This window comes from Allobosea rubneri, assembly GCF_032464875.1.
GTDB lineage: Bacteria > Pseudomonadota > Alphaproteobacteria > Rhizobiales > Beijerinckiaceae > Allobosea > Allobosea rubneri.
This window is the reverse complement of the sequence record NZ_JAWDID010000049.1, coordinates 17,709-38,969: the sequence shown is the minus strand read 5'-3', so window position 1 is coordinate 38,969 and position 21,261 is coordinate 17,709. Positions and strand designations below refer to the sequence as shown.

At 68.0% G+C, this 21,261-nt stretch carries 22 protein-coding genes, 1 tRNA gene and 1 rRNA gene; 8 read left to right on the top strand and 16 right to left on the bottom strand.

Annotated elements, in window-relative coordinates; translation table 11 throughout:
- From rrf to RKE40_RS23240, 3 genes are all read left to right on the top strand, one after another.
- Positions 1–94, top strand: a 5S ribosomal RNA gene (gene rrf / locus RKE40_RS23250); the annotation flags it as partial.
- Between the two features lie 84 nt (positions 95–178).
- Positions 179–255: transfer RNA gene (locus RKE40_RS23245), tRNA-Met, on the top strand.
- Positions 256–440: 185 nt separating this feature from the next.
- Positions 441–1,247 (top strand): DUF72 domain-containing protein, encoded by an 807-nt coding sequence (locus RKE40_RS23240; protein WP_316020583.1) that lies wholly within the window; start codon positions 441–443, stop codon positions 1,245–1,247.
- Between the two features lie 6 nt (positions 1,248–1,253).
- On the opposite strand, the gene RKE40_RS23235 is transcribed toward RKE40_RS23240, so the two are convergent.
- The 6 genes from RKE40_RS23235 to htpX form a co-directional block, all read right to left on the bottom strand.
- Positions 1,254–1,757 (bottom strand): YbaK/EbsC family protein, encoded by a 504-nt coding sequence (locus RKE40_RS23235; protein WP_316020582.1) that lies wholly within the window; start codon positions 1,755–1,757, stop codon positions 1,254–1,256.
- Positions 1,754–2,032 carry a hypothetical protein gene (locus RKE40_RS23230; RefSeq protein ID WP_316020581.1) on the bottom strand — a complete coding sequence of 93 codons (279 nt, stop codon included), beginning with the start codon at positions 2,030–2,032 and terminating at the stop codon, positions 1,754–1,756. The genes RKE40_RS23235 and RKE40_RS23230 overlap by 4 nt, the downstream gene beginning before the upstream one ends.
- A 21-nt stretch (positions 2,033–2,053) precedes the next feature.
- Positions 2,054–3,646, bottom strand: coding sequence for a bifunctional phosphoribosylaminoimidazolecarboxamide formyltransferase/IMP cyclohydrolase (gene purH, locus RKE40_RS23225; protein ID WP_316020580.1), 1,593 nt, complete (start codon positions 3,644–3,646; stop codon positions 2,054–2,056).
- A gap of 118 nt (positions 3,647–3,764) precedes the next feature.
- Positions 3,765–5,513 carry a heparinase II/III family protein gene (locus RKE40_RS23220; protein WP_316020579.1) on the bottom strand — a complete coding sequence of 583 codons (1,749 nt, stop codon included), beginning with the start codon at positions 5,511–5,513 and terminating at the stop codon, positions 3,765–3,767.
- Between the two features lie 54 nt (positions 5,514–5,567).
- Complete coding sequence (locus tag RKE40_RS23215) at positions 5,568–6,917, bottom strand: RsmB/NOP family class I SAM-dependent RNA methyltransferase (RefSeq protein ID WP_316020578.1); 1,350 nt, start codon at positions 6,915–6,917, stop codon at positions 5,568–5,570.
- A 1-nt stretch (position 6,918) separates the two neighbouring features.
- Positions 6,919–7,839, bottom strand: coding sequence for a zinc metalloprotease HtpX (htpX, locus tag RKE40_RS23210; RefSeq protein WP_316020577.1), 921 nt, complete (start codon positions 7,837–7,839; stop codon positions 6,919–6,921).
- Between the two features lie 110 nt (positions 7,840–7,949).
- Here htpX and RKE40_RS23205 point away from each other — a divergent pair, with 110 nt between their 5' ends.
- Positions 7,950–8,171 (top strand): DUF1674 domain-containing protein, encoded by a 222-nt coding sequence (locus tag RKE40_RS23205; RefSeq protein WP_316020586.1) that lies wholly within the window; start codon positions 7,950–7,952, stop codon positions 8,169–8,171.
- A 27-nt stretch (positions 8,172–8,198) separates the two neighbouring features.
- Here the strand turns inward: RKE40_RS23205 and RKE40_RS23200 are convergent, their stop codons facing one another.
- Entirely contained in the window at positions 8,199–9,716 is a 1,518-nt protein-coding gene (locus RKE40_RS23200; protein ID WP_316020576.1) for a methyl-accepting chemotaxis protein, read from the bottom strand.
- 217 nt (positions 9,717–9,933) lie between these two features.
- On the opposite strand from RKE40_RS23200, the gene RKE40_RS23195 reads away from it, so the two are divergent.
- The gene (locus RKE40_RS23195; protein WP_316020575.1) at positions 9,934–11,235 is read left to right on the top strand and encodes a class I SAM-dependent methyltransferase; all 1,302 of its coding nucleotides are present in this window, start codon (positions 9,934–9,936) and stop codon (positions 11,233–11,235) included.
- A 10-nt stretch (positions 11,236–11,245) separates the two neighbouring features.
- Here the strand turns inward: RKE40_RS23195 and RKE40_RS23190 are convergent, their stop codons facing one another.
- From RKE40_RS23190 to RKE40_RS23160, 7 genes are all read right to left on the bottom strand, one after another.
- Positions 11,246–11,476, bottom strand: coding sequence for a hypothetical protein (locus RKE40_RS23190; protein WP_316020574.1), 231 nt, complete (start codon positions 11,474–11,476; stop codon positions 11,246–11,248).
- 11 nt (positions 11,477–11,487) lie between these two features.
- Positions 11,488–11,619, bottom strand: coding sequence for a hypothetical protein (locus tag RKE40_RS23185; protein ID WP_316020573.1), 132 nt, complete (start codon positions 11,617–11,619; stop codon positions 11,488–11,490).
- Between the two features lie 157 nt (positions 11,620–11,776).
- Positions 11,777–12,094: a DUF2853 family protein gene (locus RKE40_RS23180; protein WP_316020572.1), complete on the bottom strand. Its 318-nt coding sequence runs from the start codon at positions 12,092–12,094 to the stop codon at positions 11,777–11,779.
- 155 nt (positions 12,095–12,249) lie between these two features.
- Complete coding sequence (locus RKE40_RS23175) at positions 12,250–12,780, bottom strand: L,D-transpeptidase (protein WP_316020571.1); 531 nt, start codon at positions 12,778–12,780, stop codon at positions 12,250–12,252.
- A 376-nt stretch (positions 12,781–13,156) separates the two neighbouring features.
- Entirely contained in the window at positions 13,157–13,603 is a 447-nt protein-coding gene (locus RKE40_RS23170) for an NfeD family protein (RefSeq protein ID WP_316020570.1), read from the bottom strand.
- Between the two features lies 1 nt (position 13,604).
- A complete protein-coding gene (locus tag RKE40_RS23165; RefSeq protein ID WP_316020569.1) occupies positions 13,605–14,585 on the bottom strand; it encodes an SPFH domain-containing protein in 981 nt (326 codons plus the stop codon).
- A gap of 74 nt (positions 14,586–14,659) precedes the next feature.
- Positions 14,660–15,169 (bottom strand): MarR family winged helix-turn-helix transcriptional regulator, encoded by a 510-nt coding sequence (locus RKE40_RS23160; protein WP_316020568.1) that lies wholly within the window; start codon positions 15,167–15,169, stop codon positions 14,660–14,662.
- A gap of 45 nt (positions 15,170–15,214) precedes the next feature.
- On the opposite strand from RKE40_RS23160, the gene RKE40_RS23155 reads away from it, so the two are divergent.
- Positions 15,215–16,114 (top strand): alpha/beta fold hydrolase, encoded by a 900-nt coding sequence (locus RKE40_RS23155; RefSeq protein ID WP_316020567.1) that lies wholly within the window; start codon positions 15,215–15,217, stop codon positions 16,112–16,114.
- 148 nt (positions 16,115–16,262) lie between these two features.
- On the opposite strand, the gene hemH is transcribed toward RKE40_RS23155, so the two are convergent.
- Positions 16,263–17,342 (bottom strand): ferrochelatase, encoded by a 1,080-nt coding sequence (gene hemH, locus RKE40_RS23150; protein WP_316020566.1) that lies wholly within the window; start codon positions 17,340–17,342, stop codon positions 16,263–16,265.
- A gap of 178 nt (positions 17,343–17,520) precedes the next feature.
- Between hemH and RKE40_RS23145 the strand changes: the two genes are divergently transcribed.
- Both RKE40_RS23145 and ung read left to right on the top strand, forming a co-directional pair.
- On the top strand, positions 17,521–19,041 hold the full coding sequence (locus RKE40_RS23145; RefSeq protein ID WP_316020565.1) for a bifunctional metallophosphatase/5'-nucleotidase: 1,521 nt from the start codon (positions 17,521–17,523) through the stop codon (positions 19,039–19,041).
- A 163-nt stretch (positions 19,042–19,204) separates the two neighbouring features.
- Entirely contained in the window at positions 19,205–19,903 is a 699-nt protein-coding gene (gene ung, locus RKE40_RS23140; protein WP_316020564.1) for a uracil-DNA glycosylase, read from the top strand.
- Positions 19,904–20,016: 113 nt separating this feature from the next.
- Here the strand turns inward: ung and RKE40_RS23135 are convergent, their stop codons facing one another.
- Positions 20,017–21,249 (bottom strand): phenylacetate--CoA ligase family protein, encoded by a 1,233-nt coding sequence (locus RKE40_RS23135; RefSeq protein WP_316020563.1) that lies wholly within the window; start codon positions 21,247–21,249, stop codon positions 20,017–20,019.
- Positions 21,250–21,261 lie beyond the last annotated feature (12 nt).

Here is a 21,261-nt window from a genome sequence, read left to right as displayed (position 1 = left end):
CCAGAACCCGATCCCATCCCGAACTCGGCCGTTAAACTCCTCAGCGCTGATGGTACTGTGTCTCAAGACCCGGGAGAGTAGGTCGTCGCCGGGCCTGTCAAGGATATACCCTCATAACAATGATGAAGTTTACGACGTTGTCGCCGATATCATGTCGGCTGCAGCGTGACTCGTTTGACGCGGGGTGGAGCAGCCCGGTAGCTCGTCAGGCTCATAACCTGAAGGTCGTAGGTTCAAATCCTGCCCCCGCAACCAAATTCAAAAACCCCGCAGGTTCGCCCTGCGGGGTTTTTGTTCGTGCTGCTGACAGCTTCTGTCGGAGCGATGCAGGAAACCGTGCGCCACCGAACGCCGAGACAGGCATAATGGCAGCGCCTGCTTTCGCGGGCCTCGCGGCAATCTGCGCGCGAGCACGTCTTCGGCCTGAAAGGAACAGCGGCATGCCCGGCAGATCCAGCGGCGCGATCCGCATCGGCATTGGCGGCTGGGTGTTCGAGCCCTGGCGCGGCAGCTTCTATCCGGACGGGCTGGCGCAGAAGCGCGAGCTCGAATATGCCGGCAGCAAGCTGACCTCGATCGAGGTCAACGGCACCTATTACGGTTCGCAGAAGCCGGAAAGTTTCGCCAAATGGCGGGCCGAAACGCCGGACGGGTTCGTCTTCGCGCTGAAGGGCTCGCGCTTCTGCACCAATCGCCGCGTCCTGGCAGAGGCCGGGCCTTCGGTGGAGAAATTCGTGACCTCGGGTATCGCCGAGCTCAAGGAAAAGCTCGGCCCGATCAACTGGCAGTTCATGGCCACGAAGGCCTTCGACCCCGCCGACTTCGAGGCTTTCCTCAAGCTGCTTCCGAAGGAGGTCGACGGCATCCCCCTGCGCCATGCAGTCGAGGTCCGTCATCCGAGCTTCCGCTCGGCTGAATTCGTCGCTCTGCTCCGCGAATACGGCGTCGCGGTGATCACCTCCGGGGATTCGGAGTATCCGGAGATCGCCGACGTCACCGCGCCCTTCGTTTATACCCGGATCATGGGCACGAAGGAGGCCGAGCCGAAGGGCTATTCCGAGAAGCAGCTCGACGCCTGGGCCGAGCGTGCCCGCGCCTGGGCGCAAGGCGGCGTGCCGACGGATCTCGATCCGGTGGCGCCGCCGGCCGAGAAAAAGCCGCGCGACGTCTTCCTCTATGTGATCAGCGGAGACAAGGTCCGCAATCCGGCGGCCGCGATGGCTCTGATCGCGCGCACCGCGCGCTGAGTGGCCTCAGGCCGGCTCGACAGCGGTCTGCTCGGCGCGCTGTGCGGGCGCTTCCTGACAGACATCGACCCATTCCGCCTGGGTCAGCGCGGCCATCCGCTCGGGGCTGATGCGGACGGCGCTCTGCGTCGAGCCCGCGGCGGGCACGACCTCGTCGAAGGCCTTGAGCGAGACGTCGCAATAGACCTGCAGCGGGCTCAGCAAGCCGAAGGGGCAGACCCCGCCGACTGGATGCCCGGTGATCGCGGCGACCTCGTCGAGGTCGAGCATGCGCGGCTTGGTACCGAAGGCGGCCTTGGTCTTCTTGTTGTCGAGCCGCGCATCGCCGCGGGTGACGAGCAGGACGACGCGCTCGCCGAGCCGCAGCGACAGGGTCTTGGCGATGCGGGCGGGCTCGACGCCGAAGGCCTCCGCCGCCAGCGTCACCGTGGCGCTGCTGCCTTCGGTTTCGAGGATCTCGATCTCGGGCGCGTGCTGCGCGAAAAAGGCGCGTACCGAAGCCAGACTCACCGCGTCCTCCCGTCGAAGCGCCAGCAGATCAGGGCCGCGACCGCGGCCGGGACGCCGAAGACCACGAGGAGGATCGGCGCCTCCTGCAGGAAGGTGTAGCCGGCGCTGTTGATGCCGACGATCAGGTTGATCACCGAGGCGACGAACCAGAGCGGGATGAACAGCCGCATCGCAAAGATCACGGGATGACGCCCGCCGGTGTTCAGCCTCGGTGCGAGGATGAGCAGCAGGCCGAGCAGCGCAAAGCCGCCGGCGATGACCTTGACGGTGTGCATCCTGCCCCCCTGCCCGCAGTTTCAGTGCCGGAAATGGCGATGGCCGGTGAAGACCATGGCCAGGCCGGCCTCGTCGGCCGCCTTGATGACCTCATCGTCGCGCATCGAGCCGCCGGGCTGGATCACCGCGGTGGCGCCGGCCTCGGCCGCGGCGAGCAGGCCGTCGGCAAAGGGGAAGAAGGCGTCGGAGGCGACGACCGAGCCCTTGGCCAGGCTCTCGGGCACGCCGGCTGCCTTGGCAGCCTCGCCGGCCTTCCAGGCGGCGATGCGCGAGGAATCGACGCGGCTCATCTGGCCGGCGCCGACGCCGACCGTGGCGAGGTTCTTGGCGTAGACGATGGCGTTCGACTTGACGTGCTTGGCGACGCGGAAGGCGAAGCGCAGATCGGCGAGCTCGGCTTCGCTCGGCTGGCGCCTGGTCACGACCTTGAGCTCCATGTCGTCGACGACGGCGTTGTCGCGCGCCTGGGCCAGGAAGCCGCCGGCAACGGTGCGCAGGGCAAGGCCGGCGGCGCGGACGTCCGGCAGGCCGCCGGTCAAGAGCAGGCGCAGGTTCTTCTTGGCGGCGACGAGCGCGATAGCCTCCTCATCCGCGTCGGGGGCGATGATCACCTCGGTGAAGATCTCGACGATCTTCTTTGCGGCCTGCGCATCGAGCTTGCGGTTTAGCGCGACGATGCCGCCGAAGGCCGAGACGGGATCGCAGGCAAGGGCCCGCTCATAGGCTTCGAGCAGCGAGGAGCCCTCGGCGACGCCGCAGGGATTGGCGTGCTTGACGATCACGCAGGCGGCGGTGCGGGCCGGATCGAACTCGGCGACGCATTCGAAGGCGGCGTCGGTGTCGTTGATGTTGTTGTAGGAGAGCTGCTTGCCCTGGACCTGGCGCGCCGTGGCGACGCCCGGGCGCTGCTCGGGTGTGCGGTAGAAGGCGGCCCATTGATGTGGGTTCTCGCCATAGCGCATGGTCTCGGCGAGGCTGCCGCCCAGCGCGCGGAAGGCCGGCGAGGTGTCGCCGAGCTCGCCGGCGAACCAGTTGGAGATCGCCGCATCGTAAGCGGCAGTGCGCGAATAGGCCTTCTGCGCGAGCTTGCGGCGCAGGCTCAGCGTGGTCGCGCCCTTATGAGCCTCGAGATCGGCGAGGACGGCGGCATAGTCGGCGGGTTCGACGACGACGGCGACGTCGTGGTGGTTCTTGGCGGCGGCGCGGATCATCGCCGGGCCACCGATGTCGATGTTCTCGATGCAGTCGTCATAGGGCTTGCCGGCCGCGACGGTCGCCTCGAACGGGTAGAGGTTCACGACCAGCAGGTCGATCGGCTTGATGCCGTGGCCGAGCATCGAAGCTTGGTGCTCGGGATGCGAGCGGATCGCGAGCAGGCCGCCATGGACCTTCGGGTGCAGCGTCTTCACGCGGCCGTCCATCATCTCAGGGAAGCCGGTCAGATCGGAGACATCGGTGACGGCAAGCCCGGCTTCGGCGATCGCCTTCGCGGTGCCGCCGGTCGAGACCAGGGCGATGCCCATGCGCGAGAGCGCCCGCGCGAACTCGATCAGGCCGGTCTTGTCGGAGACGGAAAGCAGCGCGCGCTCGATGCGGCGAAGTTCGTTCGGCATGAGGAAAAAGGTCCAAAAGTTGCGCGGCGCACCGCGAAAGGTTTCGCGCGCGCCCTATCATGCCAGAGCCTCGCTGCAAAGCATGACGGGCGCAGGCTTGCCCTGTCCGAGGCGACGGTCAGCCCTCGGAGGGCGGTTTCATCGGCGGAAAGGCGAGCGCGATCTCGGCTTCCCGGTCGAGGCCTGTGTGATGCGCGGCGGTTCCCAAGCGGGCGATGCGCCAGATGATCTTCGGGGTCGCGGCGGCGTCGAATTCGATGACCAGTTGCGAGGTGCGCCGCCTGCCGTCGGCGGCGGCGAAGAAGACGCTTTCCTCCAGTGCGACGGAGAGGCCGGACGCCTCGAAGGCCCAGACCTCGCCGGAGGGCAGGGCCAGCAAGGCGCCTTCGCCCTCGCGGATCAGGCTGGCGGTGACGCCGGGATGGAGGTGGAACCGCGCAGCGGCGGGCAGGCTCGCCATTGTGGGCGAGGCGCCGATCTCGTCCTCGCCGAGAAGCTGGCTGCCGCCCGGCGCGAGCAGCAGCCGGCGTGTGTGGACCACGCCGAAGGCCCGCTTGTAGCCGTCATGGCTGCCGACCCATTCGACGCCCTGCTCGGTCTCCTGCCGGGCGGCGCGGACATCGGCCGGCCCGGCCGTGATGCGGCGCTCGCCGAGGACCAGCCCGAAGACGCAGCTCGAGCGGTCGTCGAGGGTCACGGTCGAATGCGCCGCCGTCGAGCGGGCAGCGAGCCGCAATTCCGGCGCGCCATAGCGGCTGGCGCCGCAGTTCACGATGAGGCGCTGCGCGCCGCTGGAAAATTCGAAGCTGAGGCAACCGGCATGGGCCTCGATCGAGTTCGCGCCGCGCGGCGGCGGGCCGGCATCGACGATCACGGTGCTCGGCCCGGCGGCGAGCCGGTCATAGCCGGCATAGGCGGCGTGCTCGATCGGCCGGCCGCGCGCGTCGTCATAGGCGGCCAGCGTCGCCATCAGGTCGGGCGGGGTCGCGCCCATGCCGTTGAACAGGGCGAGCGCACCGTCGCCGTGCCGGAACAGGCGCAGATGCGGCATCATCCGATCGATCGCCATGATGATGCTGCGCGGGGGCTCGAGGCCGCGCGCCGCAAAGGTCTCGCGCAGCGGCAGGAGGTCGAGCAGCAATTCGATGATGATGCGCGGGTTGCGGCTGAGATGACCGCCATCGGGCAGGATCTGGCGTTCGAGCTCGTCCGACAGTGCGGTCTCGAAACGCCGCAGCCGGCGCTCCTGGCCGTCGAGGCAGACCGCGGCAAAGGAGACGGCGATCAGGCATTGCAGGCGCGCGACGCCCTCGACCGCGCCGGCGAGCGCCAGATGCAGCCGGTCCGTGGTCTGCCCGATATGGCGGAGGAAACGCTCGTAGAAGACATGGTCGGCGCCTTCGAGCAGCAGCGGCGAATGCGAGAGGAAGGAGATCAGCCGCCTTGCCGCCACCGCCGGCTGGCGTGCGACCTCGCCGCGATCATGCTTGTTGCCGAGGAACTCCTCGACCAGAGCGCGGGCATTGGCGCGGGCGATCGCTGTGTCGGCGGCGCGCAGGTGCCGAAGCCAGGAGAAGCCGAGCAGCGCCTCGGCCCAGGCCTCGGTCGGCGGCTCGATCTCGAAGGGCGATTCGCCATGGCTGTTCACGGTGCGCCCGGCGAAGGCGAAATAGCCGGAATAGATGTCGCTCGCCGTCGTCGGGTCGGCGGTGCGCAGATCATGCGGCGCGAAGAGCAGGCGGTTCGCCTTCAGCCGCCCGAAGGGCCAGAAGGCCCGCGCGACGCCGACGATCTGGCCACGGGTACGCTTAGCCGCGCGGCCGGTCGCCGCGCGTGCCAGTCCCCCCCGCTCAGACCAGCTCTTCAATGCCCCTGTCCGTCCCGCCGTTCCGCCGCCAGCCATGCGGCGAATCCGCAGAAGTCATAGCCTGATCAGGCGACATGCGTAAAATCCCGCCCAGCCCGACAGTCTCGGCGTTTCCCCGGCAAGCTGATGGGGCAAGGTCCGCAGCTCGCCCAGAGGTGTCAGCGCCTCAGCGATGCCGCCAATCTCCGCAGGCTCGATCGGCTTTCGGGCGAAGCCCGGCTGGCGCTCCAGGAAGGCTGCGATCTGCGCCTCGTCCTCCTGCGGCTCGAGCGAGCAGGTGCAGTAGACCAGCCGGCCGCCGGGGCGGGTCAGCTTCGCCGCCTGGTCGAGCAGGCGCGCCTGCAGGGCGGTCAGCTTGGCGATGTCCTCGGGACGCTTGGTCCAGGCGACGTCGGGATGGCGGCGGATCGTGCCGGTGGCGCTGCAGGGGGCATCGAGCAGCACGCCATCGAAGGGCTCGGCCTCGTAACGGGCGGCATCGGCGGTGACGATTTCAGCCTTCTGGCCGAGACGTTCAAGATTGGCGGCGAGCCGGCGCAGGCGCGGTCCGGAGCGGTCGACGGCGGTCACCTCGGCGCCTGCCGCGACCAGCTGCGCCGTCTTGCCGCCGGGAGCGGCGCAGAGGTCGGCGATGCGCTCACCGGGCCTGGCGCCCAGCAGCAGCGCCGGCAGCGCTGCGGCGGCGTCCTGGACCCACCATTCGCCCTCGGCGAAGCCGGGCAGGGTGGTGAGTCCCTCGCGGCCGCGCAGGCGTACCGAGCCTGTCGGCAGCACGATGCCGTCGAGCTTCTCGGCCCAACCGGCGGCATCGGCCTTGACGGTAAGGTCGAGCGGCGGCTCCTGCGCATGGGCGAGCGCGATGGCGGCGGCGGTCTCGGCGCCATAATGGCGGATCCAGCGCTCGCCCAGCCATTCAGGCGCATCGATCAGCGGGTCGAGCGCGGCGAGGATCGCGTCGCGCTCACGGGCCAGCCGGCGCAGCACGGCATTGCCGAGCGAGACATAGCGCGATGAACGCGCATCCTCGTGCAGATGGCGGATGGCGAGGTCGACGGCAGCATGGTCGGGCACGTCGAGGAAGAGCAGCTGCGCCGCGGCCGCGACCATGATCGGCTCGAACGGGCCGGAATTGCGCGGGCTGCCGCGCTCGAGCCTTGCATCGATGGCGTGGCGGATCGAGCCGAGCCGGCGGAAGGCGACGGTGGCGATGGCGCGGGCGAGGCCGGCATCGGCGGGCTCCAGCTGTGCCGCCGCAGCCAAGCGCTCATAGGTCTCGTCGAGCGCGGTTCCGGCGCGCAGGACCTCGTCGATCAGTTCGGCTGCCAGCCGGCGCGCGGCGAGCCCGGGTGCATCGTCGAGCGGCTTTGCCTCCGGCGGGGGGGCGGCGGTTTCGGGGCGCGCCATCTCAGCCCCAGGGCCCGGGTTCGCGGCCACCTGCGAAAGGATTTTGGGCGGCACCACGCAGGAAGCCGCCGGCCTGGCCGGGGACGCCCATGGCGCGCGCCTGCTCCATCAGTGCGGCGATGCGATTGCCGGTGTCGGGGTGGGTCGAGAACAGAGAATCCATGCCGCGTCCACTCAGCGGGTTGATGATGAACATGTGCGCCGTAGCAGGCTTCTGTTCCGCCGTCTCGTTCGGGATGTGGGCGACACCGCCGGCGATCTTGGCGAGCGCATCGGCGAGCGCCGCCGGATTGCCGCAGATCTCGCCGCCGATCCGGTCGGCCTCGTATTCGCGCGAACGCGAGATCGCCATCTGGATGATCGTTGCCGCCAGCGGCGCAAGAAGCGTCACCAGAAGCTGGACGATGATGTTCGGACGCTGGTCACGCGAGCCGAAGAACATGCCGAAACTGGCGATGGTCGAGATCGCGCCGGCCATGGTCGCGGTGATCGTCATGGTCAGCGTGTCGTGATTCTTGATGTGCGCCAGCTCGTGCGCCATCACGCCGGCGAGCTCGTCATAGCTGAGCGTGCGCAGGATGCCGGTGGTCGCGGCGACGGCGGCGTTCTGCGGATTGCGACCGGTGGCGAAGGCGTTGGGCTGGTCTTCGTGGATGATATAGACGCGCGGCATCGGCATGTTCGCCCGCGCCGCGAGGTCGCGCACCATCCCGTAAAGCTCCGGCGCTGCGCGTTCGTCGACCTCTTCGGCATTGTGGGCGGCCAGCGCCAGCTTGTCTGAATTCCAGTAGCTGAACAGATTGGTCGCGACCGCGATGCCGAGTGCGATCAGCATGCCGCCGGCGCCCGCCAGCAGATAGCCGACGGCGCCGAACAGGGCGGTCAGCGCTGCCATCAGCATGCCGGTACGGACATAGTTCATCGATCACCTCTCGCTTGCTCGAGCATTCGCGCCACGGCGCCCTCGCCTGGCGCCGAATTCATCCCTATGTGGTGAAGACGATGCGGATCCTGCAAGAGATCGAGGCCAGTATGGGCGCGAATGCGGAAAAGAGCGAGCCTTCCGGCGAGCCTGCGGCCAGGGAACTGACGCCGGCGGCGCAGCGCGCGCTCGCCGAGGCCCAGGCGCGGCGCGCCGCCGTCGACGCCAAGGCGGCGGCGCTCGGACGCGACAAGGAGATCGCCGGTCGCGGCGGGCTCGAGCCGGTGCGTTATGACGACTGGGAAGTGAAGGGCATCGCCAGCGACTTCTGAGGTCGCGGCGAAGCCCTGCGGCCGCCTTCAGGCGGCGCGGCGGCTCGGGGCTTGCGCCGGCGCGGCGGCATCGCGGCTCGTCGTCCGGAAAGCGCTCATCAGCTGGTTCAGCCGCTCGATCTGATCGAGCAGGGTCCGGGCCGAAGCCGCGCTCTGCTCCGCCAGGGCGGCGTTGCTCTGGGTCATCTCGTCCATATGGCTGACGGTACGGGCCATCTCGTCGATGCCGTTGGCCTGCTCGCCGGTGGCGGCGGCGATGTCGTTGACCGTGGCCGAGACCTGCGTCGAGGCATCGACGATCTTCTCCAGCGTCTCGCCGGCCTGTCGGACCAGGCGAACGCCTTCGACGACCTCGGCATCGGAGGAGCCGATCAGGCTGGTGATGTCCTTGGCCGCGCCGGCCGAGCGCTGCGCCAGCGCCCTGACCTCGGCGGCGACCACGGCGAAGCCGCGGCCGGCATCGCCGGCGCGGGCGGCCTCGACCGCCGCGTTGAGGGCGAGGAGATTGGTCTGGAAGGCGATGCCGTCGATCACGCCGGTAATCTCGGAGATCTTCTTCGAGGCTTCCTCGATGCGGACCATCGCCTGGATCGCATCCTTGACGATCTCGCCGCCGGTACGGGCGACGGCCGATGCATTGTCGGCGAGGACGAGCGAATCGCGCGAGGACTGGGCCGAGCTCTTGACCGAGGCGGTGAGTTGCTCGGTGGTCGCGGCGGTCTGCTGCAGCGCCGCAGCCTGCTGCTCGGTGCGCGAGGAGAGATCGTCGGCGCCCGAATTGATCTCCTGCGACGACGCGGCGATCGCAGCCGAGCTCGTCTTGATCGTGGCGACCATCTCGCCCAGCCGGGTCATGGCGTGGTCGAAGTGCTCGCCGATGCTGGCGTATTCCTCCGGCATGTCGTCGGGCACGCGGTGGCTGAGATCGCCTTGCGCGAGGGCTGCCATGGCGGCGCTGACATAGCTGATCGCCTTGTCGCGCTGGCGGGCCTTGATCTCCTCCTGGGCGCGGGCTTCGGCCTCGGCCTTCAGCCGGGCGGTCTCGGAAGCCTCGACATAGACGGTGATGGCGTAGTCCATGTCGAGCATGGCCGCCTTGACGATCGCGCCGATCTCGGCGCTGCGCTCGGCTGCGCCCGGCAGCTTGCCGCCGAAACGGCTCTTCGGCCAACGCTCCTCGAGGACCTTGCCGATGATCTGCTCCAGCAGCAGGGCGTAGCCGCCGATATACCAGCGCGGCTCCAGTCCGATCCGGGCATGGACTTCGCCGATGGTGGTGACGGAGCGGACGTAATCCTGGTCCGGCTGGCCGCTGGCGATGGCCTGCCAATGGTCGAGCTGCCGGCTCTTGGCCTTGTCCATATGGCCGGGCGACCTGAAGAAGGCGTTGGTCTCCGGGAAGCGGGCGACCTGACCGTAGAAGGCGTCCAGCGCCTCGGGCAGCGCCGCACGGACGACATCCTGGACATTGGCCATGTGCGCACGCGTCTCGGCGTCGAACTTCAGGAAATCAAGACGACGGCTGAGATGGTCCGCTGACGACATCATGGGCTCCAGAATCAATCGGCGCAGAAGCGCCCGGATCGTTCTGGAACAGCGCCGGTTAATGATTGTGCAGATTTGGTGATGCCGTTGCGGTCATGCATGGCGACATTGCATGAGGTGCATAGCCCTGCGCTGCCGGCCACAAGCGCAAACGCGGTTGCAATGAGAAGCGTCCTGCGGCCTAAAGGCCGTAAGGTAAACGGGGCGGATTATCGGCATGGGCGGCGACGTACAACGCATCGAGTCACTCCGGCGACTTCTGGCCGAGGCGCATGCGAAACTCGGGCTGAAGCTCGGCTTTTCCCTGTGGGATGGCTCGCGGGTTCCCGCCGACTGGCCGCAGGACGGCCTGGCGATCGCGATCCGCGATGGCGGCGCCGTCTCGGCACTGCTGCGCAAGCCGAAGCTCGACACGCTGCTCAATCTCCACATCTCCGACCGGATAGCGATCGAGAACGGTTCGATCTTCGACCTCGCCGCGGCGCGGCCGGAGGGCAAGGTCGGCAGGCTGGCGCGGGGCATCCCGAAATCGGCGGTGTTCGACGTGGTGCGCCGCTTCATCTTCGCGCCGGGCTCGGCCCCGGCGGCTGTCGCGCATCGCAAGGGCGACGAGATCGCGCGCGATGGCGATCCGGCGACCAACAAGGCCAATGTCGCCTATCACTACGACGTCTCGAACGAATTCTACCGGCTCTTCCTCGACGAGGAGATGGTCTACACCTGCGCCTACTTCACCGAGGAGCACGGCGATATCGGCCGGGCCCAGCGCGACAAGCTCGACATGATCTGCCGCAAGCTGCGCCTGAAACCGGGCGACAAGCTGCTCGACATCGGCTGCGGCTGGGGCGCGCTGATCTGCCATGCCGCCCAGCATTACGGTGTCGAGGCGCATGGCGTGACGCTGGCAGAGGAGCAGCTGAAGTTCGCGCGCGAGAAGGTCGAGCGGCTCGGGCTGCAGGACCGGGTGACGCTGCATCTCAAGGACTTCACCCAGATGGAGGGCGTCTTCGACAAGATCTCCTCGATCGGCATGTTCGAGCAGGTCGGCATCCGCAACCACCAGACCTATTTCCAGGCGGTGAACCGGCTGCTGCGGCCGCGCGGGCTTTATCTGCACCACACGATCTCGCGCCGTGCGAAGAAGACCGAGAAGGCCTTCAACAAGATGCCGCCCGAGTATCGCGCCCTGGTGCGCTACATCTTCCCGGGCGGCGAGCTCGATCATCTCGGCATGTCGATCGCCAATCTCGAGCGCTACGGCTTCGAGGTGCACGATGTCGAGGGCTGGCGCGAGCACTACCAGCGCACGACCCGGTTGTGGTGGGAGCGACTGAACGCGCGCAAGGCGGAGGCGGAGGCCGAGATCGGGGCGGAGCGCACGCGGATGTGGCTGCTCTATCTCGCCGGCTGCTCGCTCGCCTTCGAGCGCGGCGGGGCGCTGATCAACCAGACGCTGGTTTCGAAGCGCCGCAAGGGGCCGTCTGGCCTGCCGCTGACGCGCGAGGACCTCTATCGCTGAGCGGGCGGCGTCAGGAGAGGCGCGGTGGCAGGAGTTCGAGCGGGCGGGTCGCCAGCGTCACCCCGCCCGGCTCGCGGCCGGTGGTGAAGCGGGCATAATGCAGGGCGGCATCGAGGCTGGCGAAGTAGCCGCCGCCGCGCCCATGCGTCTCGACGGCGATCCAGAAGCCCTCGCGATCACGGCCGACCTCGAAATGCGGGCTGACCGGCAGGGAGGCGACGGAGATTTGCGGGGCCGGCATGGCGGCACCTCTCAGAAGAAGCCGATGGTGACGGCGAACGCGAGTCCGGCGCCGAAGACGATGACGGCGACGAGCGCGGCTTCGAGACCGGCGAGAAGGGCCGGAGTGTTGCTGGCGATGGCGGAGCGGGAAAGCGAGAACATGGCGAAATCCCCCGACGCGGCGGTGCGTCCATGAGGCCGGCTTGTCCGGCTCAGCTGCGGTTTCGCTGGCGGGGATAGAAAACGGCTGGCGGCGGGCAATAAAAAAGGCGCCTCCCTTTCGGGAAGCGCCTTGCGGCCAAAGCCGCCGGATTGATCTCTACTTCTTCACGAAGGCATCGAGCTTTCCATAATGCTCGGCCAGCAGATAGTAGAAGGTCAGGCGCGACTTGGTCTTGTCGGCCTTCATGTGCTCGCAGATCGCCTTGATCGAGGCGTCGAGATCGCCGCCGTTCAGGCCGAGCTTCTTCTTCAGGAAGTTCTCGCGGACGCGCTCCAGCTCGGCCGGGTCGGAACAGGCGACGTAGCGCGTATCGGGCTTGCTCATGACCAGTGCGTAGGATTTGGACATGCCGGCGAAAGCCGCTTCATTGACGGCCTTTTTGGCGAACTTCTTGACGTCTGCGAGATGATCCATCGGTAGCCCCTCTGAGACTCTGCGGTTCGAAGTTGAGCAAGACTGGCGTCGCGCGCGGCGAACGATATCCGGCTTTCTTCCCGCAGGCGAGAGGGCAAGCGAATGCAATGCGACTTTACGGCAGGGACGCGATTCCCGCCGTAAAGCCGGCTGTCTCAGGGCATGACCACGACCGGGGCGCCCATCCGGACCCGGGCGTAGAGATCGATTACATCCCGGTTGTGCATGCGGAAGCAGCCATAGGATGCCGCCGTGCCGACCGAGCGCGGATTATTGGTGCCATGGATGGCGTATTCGCCGCCGGGCCCGAGGCCGATGACGCGGGCACCCATCGGATTGTTGGGGGCGCCGCTCGGGATGATGTCGGGAATCGAGGGGTTGTCGCGCTTGACCGAGGCCGGCGGGCTCCATGACGGTTCGACCGCGAGCTCCTCGATGTATTTGACGCCACGCCATTGCTTGCCGGCCTTGCCGACGGCGATGGTGTAACGCAGCGCCTGGCCGGGGGCGGCGATGAAATAGAGCTTCCGCTCGGCGGTGCGGATGACGATCGTGCCCGGCTGGTAGCGAAGATCGGGAAACTCGACGACTTCGCGGGCCTGTACCGGGCGCAGCGCGAGCAGCATCAGCAGCAGCGCGAACCCTGCCGCGAGAATGAGATCGATCGGCCCGTGTCGGCGGGTCATGTCTTTCGCCTCCTACGCGGCCAGTGCCGCCTCGCGGGCGATTTGAAGAAGGCGCCAGTGAATCACCGGTTCAGCGAGATGGTGAACGGTCGATTCAGGATGAATCGCACCTGAATCGGGCTCGGATCAGGCGAAGGCGGCGCCGAAGGCCAGGGCTGCGATCAGCAGGGACAGAGCGGCGGCTAGCAGTAGATCGATGGGCCCGTGCGGGATGCTCATGGTGGCTCCCTCCGACTCGCTGCGCGCCCGCAGGCTCGTAGCGTAAGCCCCGTCATGACAGCGCCGGCTGCGGTGGTCCATGGTCGGGACGCGCAAGCCTCAATGGCGGGTTAAGCCTCTGCGTCGCATTCGGCGCAAGCGGCCGGAGCGCGACGATTCAAGCCTTCTCGACGATCAGCGTCGCGCCCTCCACCCGGACGACCCGCACCTCGGAGCCGGCGAGCAGCTCTGGGCCGGTAACGCGCCAGGAGGAATCGCCGACGCGGATGCGGCCCTCGCCGCCGGTCATGGTCGCCTCAAGCTTGAAGACCCGGCCGATCAGTTGCCGGCCGCGATCGTTCAGGCCGTGGGCGGCATCGGGCTCCTCCGCCTTGCGCCTTGTCGCGATGCGGCCGACCAGGACGCTGGCGACGGCGAAGGCGGCGAAGACGAGCCAGGCGCCCTGCCAGGCGATGCCGGTGAGCCCGACGACGGCGCCGGTGAGCAGCGCCGCGAGGCCGAGCCAGAGCAGGAAGACGCCGGGCGCGAGCGTCTCGCCGCCGATCAGGACGAGGCCGAGCACGATCCAGGCCCAGCCGCCGAAGGAGGCGAACCAGTCGAGCATGTCAGGCTCCGGGGCTGCGGCCGGCGGCCGGAACCGAACCGGCGCGGCGGCTCTCGATCGCCTCCTCGCCGAAAACCGCCTTGGTCAGCTGGGCGATGCCGCCAACCGTGCCGGCGAGCGCGGCGGCTTCGACGGGAACGATCACCAGCTTGCTGTTGCTGGCGCTGGCCATCGCCTTGAGCGCGTCGGTGTAGCGCTCGGCGATCAGGAAATTGGCGGCCTGGATGTCGCCGCGGCTGATCGCCTCGCTGACCATGGCGGTGGCGTTCGCTTCGGCCTGGGCGAGACGCTCGCGCGCTTCGGCATCGCGCAGCGCCGCCTCCTTGCGGCCCTCGGCGGCGAGGATCTGCGACTGCTTCTGGCCCTCGGCCTTGAGGATCTCGGCCTGGCGCAGGCCTTCGGCCTCGAGCACGGCGGCGCGCTTCTCGCGCTCGGCCTTCATCTGGCGGTTCATCGCCCCCGCGATGTCGGCCGGCGGCAGGATGTCGCGGATCTCGATGCGGGTGACCTTGACGCCCCAGGGCGAGGCGGCGGCGTCCATGACGCGCAGCAGCCGCTCATTGATCTCGTCGCGATGCGAGAGCAGCTGGTCGAGATCCATCGAGCCGACGACGGTGCGGATATTGGTCATGGTCAGGACCATCAGTGCATCGTCGAGGCTCGCGACCTCGTAGCGGGCCTTGGCGGCGTCGAGCACCTGGAAGAAGGCCGCAGCGTCGATGCGCACGCCGGCATTGTCCTTGGTGATCGCCTCCTGGCTGGGAATGTCGAGCACCTGCTCCATGACATTCACCTTGTGGCCGACCCGGTCGATATAGGGCACGATCAGGCCGAGCCCGGCGCCGAGCGTGCGTGAATAACGGCCGAAGCGCTCGACGGTGTAGTTGTAGCCCTGCGGGACCGTGCGCACGCCGAGCGCGATCGTCAGGATGACCAGCGCCACCAGCGCGACGACGACGATATCGAACCCGTACGGACCCATGAAACCAGTCTCCCATCCAGTCTGCGGCCATCAAGCTGATGATTGCGAAGCTTTGATGCAAGCTCGCGCCGGGATCAGCCTTCCAGCGCCTTGACGACGCGCCACATCGTTTCACCGATGGCGTTGCATTCCTCGTCGCTGAGGACGCCCATCATCACTTCGATCCTGGCGGTATGGATTGCCAGAGCCTTGCGGGTGAGCGCCTCGCCCTCCGGCGTCAGCCAGAGCCGGCGGACGCGCTTGTCGGCCTCGTCATTGCGGCGTTCGATCAGGTTACGACGCTCCAGCTCCGGCAGCAGCATGCTCATGGCACTGCGCCCGACGAGCAGCTTCTCGGCCAGCGCCTGCTGGGTCAGCCCCGGCGTGCGGAAGACATTGGCGAGCACGTCGTAATGGGCGAGCTGGATGCCGAGCGGCGCCAGCGCCTCCGAGAACACCTTCTTCCAGAGCTGGTGCATGCGAGCGACGGCGAGCCAGTTCTTGAAGCGCGGCAGATCCCAGGGCAGCCCGGTGCCGCCGGCGCGTCCAGGCTCTCCCGGCGGCTCACCTGCCGGTGCGGAAATCGCCTCTTGCTTTTTGTTCATGGCTGAACATACTCGTTCAAGACTGAACAAACAGGGTTCCCGATCATGCCCAGCGCAGCCCTCAGCGTCATTCGTCCTCTCGTCCGCATCGGCAGCTTCATCGCCCCGCGTACCGCAGGGCGCGCCGCTTTCAAGCTCTTCTGCACGCCACCGCGCCTGCCGGGCCCGCAGAGCCGGACCGGCAAGGCGATCATCGCCGCCCGCGCCCGGCTCGCGCCGGCGATCAGGCAGGCGGTATCCTACCCGTGCGGGACGGTCAGCACCTATCTGTTCGAACCGGAGCCCCGCTTGCAAGATGGCGATGGCCCGGCGCCGACGGTGATCCTGCTGCATGGCTGGAACAGCGAGGCGGCGTTCATGACCGCCTTCGTCGCACCCCTGCTGGCGCAGGGGTTCCGCGTCGTCGCCTTCGACATGCCGGCGCATGGCGCCTCGACCGGGGCGGAGCTCAACATCCCGCTCGGCGTCGCCGCGCTTGCCGCGGTCGCCCGGGTGTTCGCCCCCGTCCATGCGGTCGTGACGCATTCCTTCGGTGGGGCGATCGCGCTCGCAGCCCTCGCCGGCAGCGTGCCGGGCCAGCCATCGGTCGAGGCGCGCCGGCTCGCGCTGATCGCGGCGCCGTCCTCCATTGCGATGATCACGCGCAATTTCGGTGCGACGATCGGGCTCGGCCGGCGCGGCCAGGCAGCGCTGGAGAAGCGCATCCACAGCGTCGCCGGCAATCCGATCGAGGTCTTCGAGGGCCGCGAGCAGCTGGCTGCGATCAGCCTGCCGACGCTGGTGATCCATGACCGGCAGGATCGCGAACTCGATTTCCACCATGCCGAGGCGCTGGCGGCGGCAGGACCCTTCGTGACGCTTGAGGAGACAGGCGGGCTCGGCCACCGCCGCATCCTGCAGGCGAAGCCGGTGGTCGAGAGCGTGACGCGCTTCGTGGTGGGGTAGCGGCAGCGGCATTCTCGGGCGCAGCCCTCGGGTCCGACCTCTGACCGGCCCAAGGATAAAGTCCGCGCAGACCCGAGAAGCTCGGAAACGCGAGGGCGCCTTCTCGTCCTGAGATGCCCGGGTCAAGCCCGGGCATGACGGGCAAGCCTCACACCCAGCCCATCAGTTCGCGGCGAACCAGCGCCTCGATCACGTCGATGCCCTCGGCGGAATCGTTGAGGCAGGGCAGATAGGCGAATTTCTCGCCGCCATTGTGCAGGAAGATCTCGCGGTTCTCGCCGTCGAGTTCTTCGAGGGTCTCCAGGCAGTCGGCCGAGAAACCGGGCGCGACGATGGCGAGAGACTTGGCGCCGCCCTGCGCCAGCGCCTTCACCGTCTCGTCGGTATAGGGCTGCAGCCATTCATCGGGCCCGAAGCGCGACTGGAAGGTCATGCGGAAGCGCTCTTCCGGAAGCCCGAGCGCGTCGCGCAGCAGGCGCCAGGTCTTGGCGCACTGGCAGTAATAGGGGTCGCCCTTGAGCAGGTTCTCCTTCGGCATGCCGTGGAAGGAGCAGAGAATGATCTGCGGCTCGAAATCGAGCTTGGCGAGCGAGGCCCGCATCGAGGTCGCGAGCGCCCCGATATAGGCGGGATCGTCATGGTAGGCCGGCACGGTGCGGACCGCCGGCTGCCAGCGCATCTCCATCAGGGCCCGGAAGGCGTGGTCGCAGGCGGTCGCCGTCGTCGGGGCGGCGTATTGCGGATAGAGCGGCACGAACAGGATGCGGTCGCAGCCCTCGTTCTGGAGATGCTGGATCCGGCTCTTCACATCGGGAAAGCCGTAGCGCATCGCCCAGTCGAAAACGATCCGCTCGCCGGCAAAGGCGTTCAGACGCTGCGCCAGCTGCGCGGTCTGCGAGCGGGTGATCGTCTTGAGCGGGCCCTCGTCGCGCTCCTTGTTCCAGATCGTCGCGTAGTCCTTGCCCTTCCGGCCGGGCCGCGTCGAAAGGATGATCAGGTTGAGGACCGGCCACCATTTCCAGCGCGGCTCCTCGATCACCCGGCGATCGGAGAGGAACTCCTTGAGGTAGGCGCGCATCGGCCAGTAGCTGGTGCCTTCCGGCGTGCCGAGATTCATCAGCAGCACGCCGATCCGGCCGGAGCGGACACGCGGATGGTCGGCCGGCTTGGCGATGGCGGGCGCCGCGGGCAAGCCGGCTTCGGCGTTCGTGTCGATGCGCTTTTCCATGGCCTGTGATTTAGACGAGTTCCGGCTTTCGTCCAGTCGGCAGAGGCGTTTCGCCAGCGGGGTGCGACAATGCGGAAGCTGTTTTTGCGGTGAACACGCCTTTGCCGCGTCCGGCATCTCGCCAACTCGGCGCGGCTCTTGCTAGTCTGGAAAAAATCAAATCCGGAGGGGTTGGCCTATGACCAAGATGACCCGTCGCCGCGCGCTGAGCGTGCTCGCCGCCCCAGCAGCCATGGCGGCGACCGCCCCGGTGGCGAAGGCGCAGGCACCCGCTCCGAGCTTCACGCTGCTGCTCGTCAACGACATCTACAAGATGAGCGACGACAAGGGCAAAGGCGGCTTCGCCCGGGCTTCGGGCATCGCCAAGGCGGAACGGGCGCGCGGCGTGCCGGTGCTGTTCTGCCATGCCGGCGATTGCTATTCGCCCTCGCTGATGTCGGGCTTCGACCAGGGCGCCCATATCGTCGCGATGCAGAACAAGATGGGGCTCGACGTCTTCGTGCCCGGCAATCACGAATTCGACTTCGGCAAGGACAACTATCTCAAGCTCGCCGCTGCCCAGAGCTATCCGACCTTCGCGGCGAACCTGCGCGACGCGGCCGGCAACCCGCTGCCCGGGCACAAGGATTCGCAGATCTTCGAGCTCGGTGGCTTCAAGGTCGGCGTCATCGGCACGACCTATGACCCGACGCCGCAGCTCTCCAATCCCGGTGACCTGAAATTCTCCTCGACCATGGAGGCGCTGCGGCGCGAGGCGCGGGCGCTGAAGGCGCAGGGCGCCGACATCCTGGTCGGCGTCGTCCATGCCGACCGCGCCACCGATCTCCAGATCGTGCGCTCGCGCGTCGTCGACATCCTGCTGACCGGCCACGACCACGATCTCGCCATCGCCTATGACGGCAAGGTGGTGATGGTCGAGTCGAACGAGGAGGGCAATTACGTCACCGCCATCGACATCGCCGCCAAGGCGAGCGGCGAGGGCGCCAATCGCCGCGTCGAGTGGACGCCGACCTTCCGCGTCAACGACAGCCGCGCCGCGACGCCGGATCCCGAGGTCGCCGCCATCGTGAAGGGTTACGAGGCCGAGCTCTCCAAGGAGCTCGACATCGAGATCGCGACGCTGGCGGCCCCGCTCGATTCCCGCACCGGCATGATCCGCACCCAGGAGACCGCGATCGGCAACCTGATCGCCGATGCGATCAGGAGCGCGACCGGCGCGCAGCTCGCCATCACCAATGCCGGCGGCATCCGCGCCAACAAGCAGTACCCGGCCGGCCACAAGCTGACGCGGCGCGATGTTCTGAGCGAGCTGCCCTTCGGCAATGCGACGGTGATGGTCGAGATCCCCGGCAAGGATGTCAGGGACGCGATCGAGAACGGGCTGCGCGACGCGCCGCAGGGCGCGGGCCGCTTCCCGGTGATCTCGGGCATGAAGTTCGAGGCCGATCTGAAGCAGCCGCAGGGCTCGCGCGTCACCGCCGTCACCGTCGACGACAAGCCGATCGACCCGGCCGGCAAGTACACGGTCGCGTCGAACAACTTCATGCTCGAGGGCGGCGACGGCTACACCGCGCTCGGCCGTGGCAAGACACTGATCGGCCTCACCGACGGCAAGCTGATGGCCAATGAGGTGATGGTCTATGTCCGCCGGCTCGGCACCGTCGACGCCAAGATCGAAGGGCGGGCGGTGCTGAAATAGCAAACCTCGGCCTGATCGCAGCTATATCAGTCATCCCGGGCGACCGAAGGGAGACCCGGGATTCAGGCCTGACCCTGGCCGATTGAGGTTCAGGCCTGGATCCCGGCTCTTCGCTGCGCTACGGCCGGGATGACCAAGTCTTCTCCCGCCAGCAGTATTGACGATGCCGACCTTCTGCACGGCGCTCGCCGCCTTTCTTGCTTCGCCCGCCTCCGCTTCCTGGCGCGATGTTCCGGTCTTCAGCGATGAGACGGTGGCGCGTGCCTGTGCTGCGGTCGATGCCGAGCGCGCCGCGGGCCATGTCGTGGCTCCGGCGCCGGAGCGGTTCCTGGCGGCGTTGGCGCTGACCCCGCTCGATGCCGTCCGCGCCGTGATCCTCGGTCAGGACCCCTATCCGACGCCAGGCCATGCCAACGGGCTCGCCTTCTCCTATGTCGGCCCGCCGCCGCTGCCGCGCTCGCTGGTCAACATCTACAAGGAGCGGGCCGAGGACCTGAATCTCGCCGCGCCGCCTGGCGGCGATCTCTCCGACTGGGCCAAGCAGGGCGTGCTCCTGCTCAACACGGCGCTGACCGTGCGCGAAGGCGCCAGCAAGGCGGGCTCGCATCTGTCTCTCGGCTGGGGCGCGGTGACGGATGCGGTGATCGCGGCCGTCTCGGCCTCGCGGCCGCATGTCGTCTTCCTGCTCTGGGGCGCACCGGCGCAGGGTAAGCGCGGCCTGATCGACGAGAGCCGCCATCTCGTCATCGCCAGCCCCCATCCCTCGCCGCTCTCGGCGCGGCGCGGCTTCTTCGGCTCGAAGCCGTTCTCGCGCGCGAATGCGTGGCTCGAGACGAAGGGGCAGCCGGCCATCGACTGGTAAGCGCGGGGAACCCCCTCTCCCGGAAGGAGAGAGGTAGGGGTGAGGTGTTCGGACTGCAAACGTTGGCCTGAACCCGACCACCCGGTCAGCTCTCCCGAAACTGATCTGGCGGGTCAGCCCACCGGCCGCTCGTCGGCGATGACCTTACCGTCATTGGGGAGGGCGCCGAGCGGCAGGACCTCGACGGTGCCCTTGAGCTTCGTCACCTGCTGCAGGGTCGAGGAGACCGCGTCGATGAAACCCTTCGGCTCGGCATAGATCTCGGCCTTGAGGGTCATCGTGTCGACCTCGTCGGCGCGGCCGACGACGAGCCTCAGCTTGGCGATCTCGGCATGGCGCCGGGCGATCTCGGCGACCTGCTCGGGCCGGACGAACATGCCCTTGACCTTGGCGGTCTGGTCGGCCCGGCCCATCCAGCCCTTGATGCGGGCATTGGTTCGGCCGCTGGCGCTGGCGCCCGGCAGCACCGCGGTGAGATCCCCGACGGCCAGCCTGATCTGCGGATGATGCGGGTCGAGATTGGTGACGACGATCTCGCCGACCTCGCCTTCTGCGACCGGGTCTCCGGTGCCCGGCCGGACGATCTCGACGATCAGGTTCTCGTTCAGCACCATGCCGTCGCGGGCCGAAGTCTCATAGGCGATCAGGCCGAGATCGGCGGTGGCGTAAAGCTGGTAGGCGTCGATGCCGCGTGCCCGCACCCAATCCTGCAGCGAGGGCGGGAAGGCGGCGCCCGAGACGACGGCGCGCTTGATGCAGGAGATGTCGACGCCGCGCGCATCGGCAGCCTCGATCAGGATCTTCAGGAAGTCCGGCGTGCCGGTATAGGCGCTCGGCTTATAAGCGCCGATCACTTCGAGCTGCTGCTCGGTGTTGCCGGGGCCGGCCGGGATGACGGCGCAGCCGATGGCCCGGGCGGCGGAATCCATGATGAAGCCGCCGGGCGTCAGATGGTAGCCGAAGGTGTTCAGCACGATGTCGCCCTTGCGGATCCCGGCGGCGAACAGGCCGCGCGCGGTGCCCCAGGGGTCGCTGGCGGTGCCTTCCGGCTCGAAGATCGGCCCAGGCGAGGTGAAAAGCCGACCGAAGGAGCCGAGCGGCGCGGTGGTGAAGCCGCCGAAAGGCGGCGCCGCCTGCTGGAGCGCTGGCATGTCGGCCTTGCGCAGGACCGGCAGGCGCGCAAGGGCGGCGCGATCGCGGACCGCGGCCGGATCGATGCCGGCGAGATGGACGCGATAGCCCGGCGTCGCCAGCGCTGCCTCGAGTACGGCGGGCAGGCGGGCGAACAGAGCGGCCTCGCGGGCCGCTGGCGATAGCGTTTCGAGATCGTCGTAATGCTCGCTCATCGCTCGGTCCTC